Origin of the sequence: Fictibacillus nanhaiensis (genome assembly GCF_036213205.1) — a bacterium.
Taxonomy (GTDB): domain Bacteria; phylum Bacillota; class Bacilli; order Bacillales; family Fictibacillaceae; genus Fictibacillus; species Fictibacillus nanhaiensis_E.
The window spans coordinates 96057-110590 of the sequence record NZ_JARMFC010000008.1 but is presented as its reverse complement, the minus strand read 5'-3'; the positions used below and the strand labels follow the sequence as shown (position 1 = coordinate 110590).

General features: G+C 34.0%; 9 protein-coding genes and 1 pseudogene. 1 reads left to right on the top strand and 9 read right to left on the bottom strand.

What is annotated here, in order from left to right; genetic code table 11:
* Positions 1–99: 99 nt before the first annotated feature.
* From P4V41_RS10920 to P4V41_RS10890, 7 genes are all read right to left on the bottom strand, one after another.
* Complete coding sequence (locus tag P4V41_RS10920) at positions 100–2466, bottom strand: pPIWI_RE module domain-containing protein (RefSeq protein ID WP_328084915.1); 2367 nt, start codon at positions 2464–2466, stop codon at positions 100–102.
* A 3-nt stretch (positions 2467–2469) separates the two neighbouring features.
* Entirely contained in the window at positions 2470–5802 is a 3333-nt protein-coding gene (locus P4V41_RS10915) for a hypothetical protein (protein WP_328084914.1), read from the bottom strand.
* A complete protein-coding gene (locus P4V41_RS10910; RefSeq protein WP_328084912.1) occupies positions 5792–6946 on the bottom strand; it encodes a hypothetical protein in 1155 nt (384 codons plus the stop codon). Before P4V41_RS10910 ends, P4V41_RS10915 begins: the two co-directional genes overlap by 11 nt.
* Positions 6947–7230: 284 nt before the next feature.
* Positions 7231–7488: a hypothetical protein gene (locus P4V41_RS10905; RefSeq protein WP_328084910.1), complete on the bottom strand. Its 258-nt coding sequence runs from the start codon at positions 7486–7488 to the stop codon at positions 7231–7233.
* Positions 7489–8899: 1411 nt separating this feature from the next.
* Positions 8900–9910, bottom strand: a complete 1011-nt coding sequence (locus P4V41_RS10900) for an MBL fold metallo-hydrolase (RefSeq protein ID WP_328084908.1) — start codon at positions 9908–9910, stop codon at positions 8900–8902.
* Positions 9907–10080 carry a hypothetical protein gene (locus tag P4V41_RS10895; RefSeq protein WP_328084907.1) on the bottom strand — a complete coding sequence of 58 codons (174 nt, stop codon included), beginning with the start codon at positions 10078–10080 and terminating at the stop codon, positions 9907–9909. Before P4V41_RS10895 ends, P4V41_RS10900 begins: the two co-directional genes overlap by 4 nt.
* A complete protein-coding gene (locus tag P4V41_RS10890; RefSeq protein WP_328084905.1) occupies positions 10077–10898 on the bottom strand; it encodes a hypothetical protein in 822 nt (273 codons plus the stop codon). The genes P4V41_RS10895 and P4V41_RS10890 overlap by 4 nt, the downstream gene beginning before the upstream one ends.
* Positions 10899–11781: 883 nt before the next feature.
* Between P4V41_RS10890 and P4V41_RS10885 the strand changes: the two genes are divergently transcribed.
* Positions 11782–12231, top strand: coding sequence for a hypothetical protein (locus P4V41_RS10885; RefSeq protein WP_328084903.1), 450 nt, complete (start codon positions 11782–11784; stop codon positions 12229–12231).
* Between the two features lie 418 nt (positions 12232–12649).
* Here P4V41_RS10885 and P4V41_RS10880 read toward each other — a convergent pair whose 3' ends face one another.
* Positions 12650–13186, bottom strand: a complete 537-nt coding sequence (locus tag P4V41_RS10880) for a hypothetical protein (RefSeq protein WP_328084902.1) — start codon at positions 13184–13186, stop codon at positions 12650–12652.
* 372 nt (positions 13187–13558) lie between these two features.
* A pseudogene (locus P4V41_RS10875) lies at positions 13559–14530 on the bottom strand (type I restriction enzyme HsdR N-terminal domain-containing protein); the annotation flags it as partial.
* Positions 14531–14534 lie beyond the last annotated feature (4 nt).

The window sequence follows — 14534 nt, the reverse complement described above, 5'->3', positions numbered from 1 at the left end:
CAAGCGTGAGGATTCCCTGACGCTTGCTCCTGACTAACTTCGTAATTCGTTTAACGCAAATTTGGGAAGCAAGAGAACCGTCTCTTTGCTTTACGACCCTTAAATCAACTTCTCATGATAACGAAGCAAATGGTATGGTAATGGATTATTGATGAAGTAAGCAAAGGTAAGAGGTAAATTCCTCATTAGATGAAGATTTACAGCAATATCATCAATTGGCTCCGATAATGATATACGCAAAGGGTGTCTAGTTTTGAACGGTTTATTGGTGTCTTGTTTAGTATTATAATTTTTCCCAGTATTGTCTTTTAATTTTGGTGGAACCGCGTAATATTCGCCAAGACTTTCCACAATAAATGTACCTGTGGAAGGTACATCATTTATTCGATAATCAATGTAAGGATTGCGGTGGGCGGCATGATCAAATATTGCTGCAGTAAACGGGAACTCTTCTTCACCATCCTTATACTTTAATGGTAATTCATCTTTCTGAAATACGACAATGTCCTTTTCTGTCTCGATTTCATCTTCGATGAAGCGGTGGAAATCAAGATTTCCACTTTGAAATAGAGTACTTCTATTTTCCGTCTTTAAGTACAGCAATGATTCATATAATGACATCCACTTAGTACCCTTGTACTTTACTACCGTTACACCCTCCCTAAATCTTGCCATTACAAAAATGTATCCTTGTTTTTTCTCAACAGAAGTACTCATACACTTAGGAAAGTAGTAAGTGAAGTTTGATAGAGATTCTTTATATGCTGAAATCATGTGATTCGTAAACCCTTTACGAGCCAGAATATCCGCCATACAGCTTTTCATTTTATGGAGTTTATCCGAATCTTTCAGTTCATGTAGAGGATGAAAACACTGTGTAAGTCTTTTCGTTTCTAGAAAACCTTTTTCAATAGCACTTTTTGGATCACTGTTTTGACCAATGCCATATTTGCCAATCTCGATAAGACTAAATGTATTTTCAGCTGCAGCTGGAAGACCAGACTTAATTTCTTTCATACGTTTACGTTCTGAGGAGAGTTTCCCACCAGGAGAATAAGGCAAATCCTGTATTAGGTAACCATATTCAGAACAATCCTTGAAAGTTATGGTCAATTTATGACTAGAGGTATTATCCTTTAACACGTACCTCCATGCATCGTGTTTTTCCAGGCTGAACCGCGTTTCAATTTTGTCCGATTGGATTAGGCTGAATAACACTTCTTCTAAGATCGGCAACAATGCACTCTCTTTGGAATATGTTTCAATCGTTATCTGTTCATGACTTAACTCCCCAGGGTAATCTAGTACAACACTTCCACCTTTTAAGGTCGTTGGTGGTGTAACGAGTTTTCTGGCGTGAGGATGAGCTGACTGCAAAAATGGAAAGGCATTGATAAACATATCAAATATCCTCGTTTTTTCTACTTTACTTATTCCTGCCTCAATAAGATTAGGATAAGACTTATCATCCGTTTTATAGGGAATAAGCGCTGCTATTGGCTTTGAATGGTAATACTGTTCAGGTGAAGATAGAATAACTGGCAAGTTAGGAGTAAACCCCATCTCTTCAAACATTTCAACTGTCTGATTATAGTATGATAAGTACACCTTCTCATTATATTCATTCATCACAACCCTAAACATTTGTTTACCCGTACGACTTGACCGGATCAAGTATAGCGATCGTCTATGATTTCTTGGAAAGAAAACTTTCCCATCTTTTAATAGCGGTTTATATATCCAGCGTCTTAATGATGATTTCAGATGCATAATCATTTGACCATCGTTTTCTTCAAAATGAAGGCTGACAACGTATGATGCATATTGTTTATTACTTTCATTCTTAAAAGAAGTAATATGAACCGGTTCTGAAACTGCCTCATATTCAGAGCCGTTAAAAACGTAAAACCACTCTTCAGGAAATTCAATATCTTTCCGTTCACCGCTTGTATTAGGTATATTCCAAATCAATTGTTTATTTGACATACAAAATTGTTTTAAAAACCAACTGGAGACCAATTTCTTAATGACTGGTAAATGAAAACAATGCGCTATCAAAGTATGTTCAAGCCGTACTTCCTGCTTCTTAATAGTCTCCGGGATATGGACATCCTTTTTCCTTGCAGTAAGTATACGGCTTATCCAGTTAATAAGTCTGCTATGAATTAGCTTTCCAGCTACAGGGCGAGCATCCTCGCTTAGATATAACCAAGGCTTCTTCCCTTCCAATACAGGTGCAGAGAAGTCTGCCCAAATCACTTCCTCATATCGACTCTGCAGAATGGCACGAAATTCAGAAATCCGAAACTCCCATTCAAATGGCTTGTCCGCTTTCAGTTGTTCATTTAGTAAAGTTTGTGTAGCCGGAGGTAAATAAACAAGATGAACCAGTTTATCTTTAAAATCTTTACTTTCCACAAGCAAGCTATGAAAGATTGTTTCTTTTGTCGTTGTTTTAGTTACCATTGCTTATCCTCCTAATGATATGGCCTTTTTCAGCCCTCTTAAAAATTCTCCATACAACTCCTGCTTTGCCCAGTTATCTGAACATTGCTCTTCTAAAATGGAAACCCAGGCACGCAGCATACTACTATGCATGGTTTCTTTCTTGCCTGTTCCATTTGCATTTTCTGCTGCAAACGGGGCATCTACATAAAATACTCTTGCATCAGTTTGGCCTCTTAATAGTCGTCCAATCATCTGCCAGACATTGATAAACATGTACCATGCCATATTCTTTCTTTCCATTGCATCTAAATAGGACCATTCATTATCTTCAAGCAACATATGCTCCATTAAAGCGTTTGAACGGGTTCGGATATATTTAATAGTTTCATAAAATCGTAAATCGTTATGTTTAGCCTGTTCAATGTAATAAGGTACGGACCCGTTGATCACCTGAATGATATTGGTAATGGAGTCACCCGGTATGTAGGGACGAATCAAGAAGAAAACACTTCCGAACAGGGAAGTAGATTCCTGTTGTTTTAATATGTTATATCCACGATTGATAGAAAGCAGAGGGACGACTAAGATATCTGCTTCAGTATCTGCAAAGAATTCAACTTCTGCCCTCAGGACTTTATGTGTTTCTGATTCGTGATCGATCTGTTTTGCCAGTGACCGCACTTTGTTTGGGAAATACCGTTCAAGCGAACTCTGAACAATATTAGCTTGCTCATAGGAATTGACAACCAACAGAATCTTGCGACCATCTTTATGCCAATACGAAAGTTCTTCTTTCAATTTAGGTACGAGTTGTTCCACCATGTCCCTTAAGTTTTGTTTCTTTTGTCTTTCATCTCTTTCTCCAGATATATAAAGGGGTTTTCCATCTCTATAAACAGGATAGAGAAACTGCTTAATCGTGGAGACCTTCTGAGAAGTAGATTCCAGTAAGAAGTCTAATGGAACATCTACATGATAATGGCGTGAACCCTCTGCAAAACTCGTGCCTGACAAATAACACATTGCCGGCCCCTGTTTTCCCGTAAGGTTTTGAAATATGGTACCAAACTCAGTGAGGAAATTTCTTCCGACAGCTAAATAGTCATACGTACTAAAGGTCCCCACGACACCCTCTTTATTAGATTCTTTAAAATAATACTGAAAGTTTCGTCCAGTCGCTGCCTCTGGAAGAAATGGCAAATACCGTTTCACATTCTGGTACTTCCCAGAAAGATCGTCTATGCTCTGATTACATAGTACTTCAACTGCTTTCTTTATACCGATTAAGAACTTAAAATTATAATCGAAATACAGGTGGTACACAAAAAAACGGAATAATTGCAAAACCTTTTCCTCTTCATCCTCAGATAGCTCCTGTTTATGAAGAGATTGTAATGAAGAACTGTTCAGGAACACATTTAGAAGCTTCTTGGTTTCTTCCTTTTCAACCTTTTTCAATGTCAGGAAATTCAAATCATCGTAATTCTTTAGATCGTGCATTAGGTTCACAAATGACCGAATTGCCCGTTCCATGTATGCATTCGGAACCTCTCGACTATCTCTTAACCTCTTTAAATCAATCTCTCTCAAAGTGGTGAAGAAGGGATGTTCGGTTAATGTTTGATCGGACTCTATTTTATATAACAACTTTGTAATCCAGACCATAATCTGATGAATTCCAAAGGTCCGATTCTTTATTCTTTCCCTTACAAATTCACTCTCGTGGATTAGCTCAAACATTAGGTGATGGACATGATTTACATCTGCTGAATGCATTCTCCAGAGGTGTGAATACTTACTATTAGAATAATCATACCTGGTAGCGAGATCATGGCTTACTTTTAAGAAGTTCTTTTCAAAAATAGCTTCATCTTCACCGAAAATTTTGTTAGCAGTCAGAAATGACGTATCGGCCATTTGTTGTACATTATCCGCTTCATCCACAAAGATGACATCCAGTTCATCATGTGCCAGTTCTGCATACGTTTTTTTATAAGGATTGATGATATCCCGGGGCTTAGAACTAATAAATGCACTAAGAGTACCTACCCACACATCCGCTTCTCTTAGCGATCGTTCAATCGTGTATTTTCCGCATATTGTGAACAAAGGACACGCAAATCTGTTTTCATTACCTTCTTTTCTGATTGATGTACACGGATTTATTCCATCATATTGACTATTCTCCGAAAGAACCTGGGCCAAACAACTTCCTTCAAAGAATTGCAAAACATATTCTATTGCAAGTTGAGACAAAGGGTTTACTTCAAAGGAACGATTTGATTCATTTTTTACTTTTCTTAAAAAGTCTTTTAAATGCTTTTTCGCCGAACTTTTTCCGATGATTGGTACCGCTTTGATGCCTACAAGGTGTAAGCGGTAAACTTGCATAAGAGCATCGACCACATTGACAGTGAATATACCTGATTTCACACCTAATTTTGTTAACCGGAACACTTCCAAATTAAGAAATGTCGTTTTTCCTGCCCCCACCAATCCCACAATCCCTGTTTGTTCCTTATATTGTAGGGTTCTGTTCATCCTAGAGGCAGTAGGTTTCAATCGAAAGGCGGCCTGTGCATCAATCCAACTGCGCAGTTGCTTTTTATCATAATTGGAATAGATATTCTGGTTTCGTTTAACAAAGTTGTCCATCTCTTCAGCTGGAATAACCCAAGAATCTGAATGTAGCGACAGGGAAAGTTTCTCCCGTTCAATTTTGGTACGGCCACTCGGAAGAATCCAACGATTTCTTTCTTCATGCAATTTATCTTGACTTTGTATTAAATGGGAGGGAAAGCGTTTTTGGTTTTCTTGGGTATAAGGCATTCTTCTTTCGGTACTTCCCTTATATGTATCTGTAAAATAATAGTTGCTATCCTCTTTTTCTATGAAAACAGGATCTTCAGGTTCTCTGGCACAAATTGCTCCTGCCGTTAATAGCCTCGCATACTCAATATGCCTCTCCGGCATGACCACTGCCAGCTTATGATAGAAATACCCATTTTCGTGAAGTTCGTAGATTCGAAGATGACTTTGAATTGTGAGATAATGGTCCACCAGCCTTCTCCATGTTTGCAGAGTAAAGTCTTGGGAAAAATATAAGCGGAGAACATCCAACATTCCTTCTTGTTTTCCAGGAGGGAGAGATCCCCGATGATTGGGCAATATCGACCAAATATTTTCTGTTGTAGAGAGCTTATCATCATAATTAGACTGAAAACCAGAGATCATGATTTCAACTTGTATTATCACCTCAAGATTATCTTTGTCCACAGGAATAGTACTGTTTTGCACAGCCTTCTCTAAAGATTTTTTCAGGTCTGAGGTTAAAGCTGATAAACTAATGAACATGAATACCCTCCTTCGCATTAAATGACTGGGCACCACTTAAACTCATTTCTTTATACGTTCTGACTACCTGTTTAAAGGAGTACACTTTGCAGGAAGTGATCCCCGTTTCTATGAGATACTCATTAACAAAGCTTAAATACCGTCGGTTAGCTTTGTCATCAGGTACTGCAATGATTGGGGATTTTATTAGCCCGGCAACTTGATCTGCTAATAACTTTTTGACCAATTGCTTTGCATTTCGATAATCCTTTACGTCTATTAAAAGTTTTTCTGAACCTTTTTTTTCCCCTGCATTGCTTACACGGAGATCACCTAATCTTTCTAAATCAGGGTATAGCTCAACTGTAGCTCCGCATTCTTCGAACCTTATTTTCAATTCAATTTCACGCAGGCCGGGAATAACAGTAGAAAATTGAATACTTTCTTTAACACGTAACTGATCTGATTGTGTAATCTTATATTGTTTAAGAGTATTAACATCATAACTACTACGACATTGTTGTTTAATACAGACAAACGCGTTTTTGGTTTTCTCTTCTAGAGTCCAACCGCAAAATTGACACTTGAACATGGATGATTCAGGTATATCTTCATAACAATTTTCTAGAGATCTGGAGAGGAAAGAGTCGAAATCGTTTTCAAAACAGTATAACTCTAGCTCGTCTAAATTAGTAAGAGGATTTTCTATCAAAAATAATCTGAATTTAGTATAGACATGCTGCATATCTATACCCCTGTTAATGCTTTCTTCCCGACAATGAATAAGTACATCACGTACGACTTTTGCACTTGCCTCTTTGTATGATTTATATTCCCGCAAAAGCTCTTCTGCTTCTTCAGACAATCCTATTTCATCATCCAATATGATAAAATTTGGTGAAATACCTTCTTCATCAAGAAAACTAGCAGAGGCAGGCCACCAATCTCTTAACGGCTTTTTAAGCAATTGAAGCCAATGAAACAAATTTACGGGGTATTCCTTCATAGGGTACTGAAGCATGAAAAACAGGAATTGATTAAAGAATATTTCGAAATCTCTGGATATTACTGTATCTTCACCGCCTGAATGCACAGCATCCTCTATATTGCTCTCTAATCTTTTCACCCATTCAACCAATCCTATCAACTCATCCATCCCTTTCATAGTCATCCCTCCCTAATCATATTATCAAGATACACGTTCCTTAATCGGAATGTATCACTTGTTGGTTTTCATATTAAATGCTCATTATTATGCATGTCAACTTTTTTTTTCAAAAAAAAACAACTCTAACTGATGAGTACTTTCGCAAGAACTGCCATCAGATGAAAAGTTGTTTTTGTAATATTTTGTAAAAATATAATATTTAATTAATTATTTGATATTAATTTTAGGTATCTTCCTCTGAATAATAAATCCCATTTAATTCTTTAGAGAATGTAAAATAATTATTTGTTCTTAATATCCAATTCTAAATCAAAGTAGTCTAAAATTTTTAATATCGTCATGATGTTGTAATTTTCAGCATGAAGAACTCTTGAAATTTGAGCAGCCCCCATACCATCAATATTCTTTGCAAGTTTTCTAATTGATATTTCATTTTCCTTCATTTTTTTGTAGATGACTGAGGATAAAATTAATTTTTTCTCATCTAATGAAGTAGATTCTTCTTGAACCTCTATTATTTCCTGTAAAGTTCCACTCATTTTTTATACTCCTTTCATATATTTTTAGTATTTATTACGTAAAGTAAAGAACGATATTTTTAACAATCTTTTATGAAAATATTAATAATTTCTATAAAACCCTATTCTTTTGTGAGTATATACACGAATACGTAATGACTTATATTTAATTCCTAGAATTTTATTATTTATTAAGATATTTACTAATTTTTAAGCATTATACTATTTTAGACAGCACTTTCCATAGAAAAGTATACAATTGAAGACTTAATAAATATTCCCTGTGGAAATTAAATTACTCTTTGTTTTACTAATTTTGTATATATTTTAACATATAAATTTTATGAATAAATCCTTTCTTAATTAACTAATATTTTTTCTTAATTTCGCATTATTACTGTACAGTTTATAATAATACTGCAAAAATTAGTATGGAACCTAGAGTTTATAAAGACTTGGCAATCAATTTGCGTGTTTAATCATGACTTTATCTTAAATAACTTCAAATCTAAAAATCAATAGAGTTTAGGGATTTAAATGATATCTTGGTAATGAAAGTTAGCATGTTTAAGAAAAATTCAATAAATATAATATAGAAGAAACTAGTTATATAGAAAATTAGAATGTGAAATTTTAATATTATGTATCAAAAAGTTTTTTCTTCTCTAGTTATCACTCCAAACAACTCTTCTGAAGTAATTCCTTAATAAATTTCTCGTTGTTCTTCAAATTCTCGAATGTTTTTTACGTTTTCTACCAAAAATAACTTGGAATAAATTCCTGTATCAGGGTTTATTTTTCTACTTATAATAAAAGTAACAAATAAGATATCTATTGAAATTTGTAGTTAAGCAATTCGTCATTGTTACCAAATAGGTTTAAATAAGTAATCATTTTTAAAAAATTATTATTGTCTCAAAAATTTATAAGTTTTGCTATTAAATCTATTTTTGTCAAAAAACCATGCAAAATATCAACCGCCCATTTACTGGCTGATCACAGTGCCTAAATAATTGAAAGTATTCATAGGAAATACTAGTAATTCCATTAAAATTCATTCTATAGATGTATGGGCTATACCATATTTCTTTTTATAGCTTTTCCTTGCTTTGTGTGAATAATCGTATAGGATAGAACAACTTTCAAATATGTTCGTCCCCTTGATCAGAACTCAGCAATATTCTCGCTTCCTGTTTTTCGAAGCAACCACAATTTATCAATTTGAGATAAACATTGATACAGATAGTGAAAAGCAGTGCTTATGTAGATGATGTAAAATAAATAGATGCATAGTACAATTCTTCTAATTCAACCATTAACTGCCCCTCTATTCTTGCTACAGTGGCACTCGTTTAAAAACTTGAGGTCAGTAACCCGTAAAAAACAAAAAGGAAGCGCGAGAATCGTCCCGTGCTTCCCTTGCTTCTAAAATTCATACTAATGATGCATTACCTAGATTACGCACTCTAACTTTTCTTGTTAAATGAGATAGTTTAAGTCTATAAAACACAACACCAAAATCATGATTAACTCGCAATGCTGTGGATGAAAGTTTACCAGCATTCCTTGCTGCTATCTTTTTATATTCGTCAAGTACATACTTATCGGGCAAATTGCTTCTTCCCCTTTTATATCCTGTTGTAACAGCAAAATCAAAATTCTTTATTAGACCCTCTTTAATTAATAAATCTGAATTCTTAGAACAATGGTGTGGTATTTTCAATATTACGTTTTCGCTAAATATACGCGATTTATTTTTATCTTTCATTGATTCTATTGTGTGATTATCAACGTCCCCAGCTAAACATACCGTAAAGGGGGCAAATCCTTGAGATGTAATAGTGAGTTTTAATCCCACGGAGAAAAAGTTTGGATTCTGATGAAGAGACAGATTATCAGAATCGAATAAATGTTTAATGGAGGCAAGTTCGAGATTTCTAACGATTTGAGATAGTGGTGCAAAGGACTCTAAGTAAAAGCTAAATTGCTTATCTCCCTGAATTAACGGAAAACTATATAACAATGTATTTTCATTTGCTGATTCAACATTCAGATTTGAACTATTATTTAACATTTTAAAAACTTTTGTGTATTCTTTTTCACTATCCATCTCTAAATAACTTTTTATTTCTTTTTTTGTAATCCCCTCTGGTAAAAACAAGCGTGTATTTTCTGTGATAAAGTTACTCTCTAATAACTCTGATAATCCTTTAGTATGATCTTCATCAGTATGTGTCCAACATATAAAATCCACGTTTCGTTCTAATTTATCTAGAATTTGCTTTGTAATAAATGAAGATACAGTTTTATAGCTATCTACAATACCTATAAATTGATTGTCGAGGTTAAGTACTATACTCTCCCCCATCGATTTATAACCTATAACATAAAGGTCCAAAAAAGCATTTTTACTTATATGAATTGCTTCATCACGATATATCATATTCGTTTGTTTCTTCTTACGCTTTCAGCCCTATAAATAGAATTTTTATTGGAACCTCCATATAAAAAAGAATCACTAGATCTGAAAGTATTTTCTTCTTTCTTCTTTTCAGCCTTATATTCAGTAATTTTAGAAGAAGTCCTAACTAATTTTTGATAACGTGCTATCATGTTAAATCACCTAGCCTTCCTTCTTCGACTTTTAATTTTTCAACAGCTACATCTGTGAGTGTATATTCAAAAAATAGGTATAGAGTTTCATTTAATTGTTTAAACTTTTCTATCACATTATCCTGAAATTTCACAAAATTAAGATCCACATCATAGACTTCAATTTGAAGATATAAGCGATATAATTTATTGCCATTTAACTTTCCACTATCAAAGATACTTACAAAGTTAATTCGTTGATTATTCCACTCAAAGCTCTGCTTTGACTCTGAGTTACTGTATGGTTTTTTCCAATCTATCGCTCGGTTAAATTGATTAAAATTAATTATCTCCGACTTAAAATCAGAATGGATGTTAGTATAGTCTTTATAATATACTTCATTTGCTTTACGTATAGATACCTTTAATATCTGAAGTGCTTCTTTTTCTTTCAACACTCGTAGAATTCCTTCAACCAGCTCACTTGTAAAAGAATAATTTTCATAATACGCATCTATTTCCTGTGTTATAAGTAAAAAGAATTGATTTATTTCTACATAGAAGCCTTTTTCATCATCATAAATAACATCTGAAAAAACATCTCTTATCTCTTCATATGTCACACTAAATATATTTACAGGGTCATAGGTCTGAAAGTCACTTTCCTCTAAGGGTCTACGTAATTTTTTAGTTATACCTCGTGCCTCACAAATTTTATATATTCCCTTCCTTGTTTCATCTGATAAACCGAATGTGTCTTGATAATCTACTCTAGTTACAATATTTTTAAGAATTTGACCTTTCATATCTTCCCTATTAATTCTAGGCATAAGAGTCATTCTTCTCACCCCATTTGTAAGTAAATAGCCATTGTTTATTTATGAACATTTTACCACCATTCAATTCTTTAAGTAAACCAAACGCATCTATAACTTACCTCAGCTAAAGGATGCATTTTCATCAGTTTTTCTCCACCTATCTTATGCATAATTTTCTCCAGTATTGCATTTATACAAACACAATAGATAGGAAATTAATTATTTTTAATTTTCCGAACTATTTTGGGGGAGTATAAATAAGAAGCGTGGGAACCGTCACCACGCTTCTTCAGTCAAGCATGAGAGTGTGTTGGAGTAACTACAGGAACTTCATGAAAATAACAAACAATTAAGAGATCAATTTAAGGGTTGGAAAACGATATTCCTTTTTAACAGAAGTCGCCTGTCCTAGAGGCGCGAAACAGTGCAAAATTAGCAGAAAGTGTTTAAAGTTAATTGGCAAAAACTTTTCAAAACTACTTGAATGTTACACCTTCTCGTTACTGCACTTCCCGATATCATTATTCTCTTCCTTATTTTACTATTAAGTAAAAAGGAAAAACATCAATATAATAAAGCCTATATGTTGCTTTGAATGCGGAATACAATTACAGGGAAGCATATGGACGTTTCTTGTGCTTCCATAATAATCATTCCTGTTGCCAATTAATAAATAATTTGAGGTTGTTCAGATTAGAGCGACGTATCTTACACCTGCACCAATGGAAAGTAACTTCAGCAAGTGTAGGTCAAATAATTACAGATAACTTTAGCCAATTTAACGCGTCAATAACCCCTTGAAAACAAAAAAGAAGCGCGAATCCCTACCCTTGCTTCTAAATAATCTACAAAAACACTCTACACACTTCCACTAATTGGTATAATGAGGAAAGGGAGGTTTTACATGTTTACTCAAATTGCAGACAAATCCAATGAGTATTATTATAATTTATTCAAGACACCTAGAGCTAAAGAAATCGCAAAAGAAATAAATGACTACCTATATGATCAGTGTTCTTATAAACACGAAGTTGAAGATTATCATGACAGATATAAAAATGGGAAACGAACAGATTGTATCGGTTATATAAGTAAAAAAGGTTCATTTAAATTTGCTACCATAACAAAGGCAAGGAAGGTCTGTTTTGTTTTGCATCTTGGAAAGAAGATTCATACAGAGAGAGCAAAGCAAATGCAAAACGAGATTGATGCTTTATTAGGAAAAAAATATGAAGATACAGATAATATCAGACTTACATCTGGAGAAGTATATATTCGTTTAGAATGGGTACAGGATTTAGGACAAATTAAACCTTTTATAGATGAATCTTATAAACTAAGATTAGAAAAATAAAATCCTAATAGTCTAAAACATCGGGTTTTACTGCTAGAAAAAGAACGTGGTGGTTCGTAGCATTTATTATTTGAATAAGCTGTTTACAGGATTGGGGCTTTCATTTTAAATAAGCTTTTCGTAGGAAATTTAATATTACGTGGCATCAAAACAGAAAAGGATTTGCAAATTGCTTTGCAATATAGCTGGGTGCGTGAAAGGCTAGGCACTAAATAAGACCAATTAATTAAAAAGGAGAGGCCGAAACGGTCCCTCCTTCCTTTTAGATGCGATAATAAGAATATTCCAATTACCCTCGTAGAGTGTGCGTGTATCCAAAAGACATGTGAGAATTTCTTGGAATAATTCAAACGAATAATTACTTAATGCGAAAAAGGAAGCGTGAGAAACGTCCCCGTGCTTCCCTTAAATAACTTGATTAAGTAACAGATATTAAACTTTTATCTTCTTGGAAAAATGAAGTAAGATCACGCGAGACTTTCCTCATGTTGTTTCTTCCGTCTATATCTTTATCTGCTCTTCCTGTCCCATAGGCTCCGAGCCCTTTTTTACCTCGTTCAAACTTAATAGTGATACGATAAGCACAACTTGGATAATCCATACCTAAGCAATCCTTTACATCCTCCAAAGAGAGTAGAGCTAATTCGCTTCCCTTCAATTCACTTCTTCCACATATTAAAGCAAAATAATGCTTCTTTTTTCCATCTTCGTATGTACGTATCTTCTGAAGTTCATCTGTTGAGAAAGAAAAGTGCCATACCTGGATATCTTTTCTTTGGCTAGGTGAGGGCTTGGATGAATACTTAGCGAAAATTTGGTAATCTCCATGATCATTTTCAAAACTATAGATTCGCCTTGTTTCTCCTTGTTCAAAAATAGCCGGACAGAATCCACTACTAATTAATTCTGATAGTAATGCACCATAATAAAAATCAGCTTTGCTTAATGTACCCATAATAATCCATCCTCTTAAAAATTTTTGTATTAAGGAAAATAACTTAACTATTTAATATTACCATTTTTTCAAATTATTTCCTTTAAATATAAAGAGGCCACCTGATTATTATTAGACATGTGGTTTCATGCTAGGTTTTCTTCATTACTTCTTACTTGGGCTTTCAAAAATATGGGCAGGTTCTATTGCTTCAAATATTTCTTAATTCTAGCATTAGTTGGTCAATCCTACATAGCTATATTTATATTTAACCCCTTTGACTCATCAGCATCCTTTAGAACAAAGAAGAAGCGCGAAAATCCGTCCCGTGCTTCCCTAAGTATGAAAGACTCATATAAATTTACTCTATCCTTACAAAGGCTAGGAGTTTTTTTAGAATACTTCCCTATTACTTAGTTTCTCTCTTAGTTCATCGCGAATAATAGCATATCGAATTATATTTCCAACAAAGTTTAAGACATTTTCGTTTGCCCAGGTATATTCCTTCTTCTTCGGTAATGTCCCTAGGTAAATACGACTTTTCTGACCTTCAGGATTTAATATATCCATTCCTGCTGCTTTAGCATGCTCTTTAACTAGATCTGTTTTTACAGCACCTTTTTTCCCTACGGTTAAACGACCATCGTGAAAAAGGAAAAATTCATTTTCGCCTTCCGCATGATACTTTTTTAAATTAAGTTGAAGTGAGTTATGACTCACTTTGTTATTTTCAATTGAAACATTAAGATAACCGCGATGCATTGATAAACTAATAATATGTACTTTTCCTATATGATCTCTAACTACAAAACTTCTATAATAGCCCACCCAATCAAAACCTGAAGCATTTCCAAAGGATGTATAACGTACTCCTAAATCCTTAATAAATTTAATTCCGTGAATTATTTTATTTGGTATTGCATCTCTTTCATCCCAAATAAAAGAAACTAACTGAGATTGAAATAACAAATAGTCCCCTTTACTGTTAGGATATAAACATTCTAACTTTTCATACAGTGGTATAGATGTACTAATGTATGCTAATTGATTGTTTTCATATTTAATTCTGTTTGGAACAAGAGGCAATATTGGTAGAAGGCTTAGATTTTTATTTAATAGAACCTGTTCATAAGTAGGGACATTATCTAATTCCATATAAACTCTTTTATCTTCATCCCACATTCGAATTATTAATTCTACTCCGTTTGTAATCATATATGCTTGGGTTTGTAGAATCTTATCATATCGTTCTGCTTGATTATATACTCTATCTATTAATGCAACCTTTTCAGCTTTACATTCCACAAGGAACAAAGGTTTCTTTTCATTTTTTTCATTTTCAAAAAACACAATAATATCTGCTCGATCA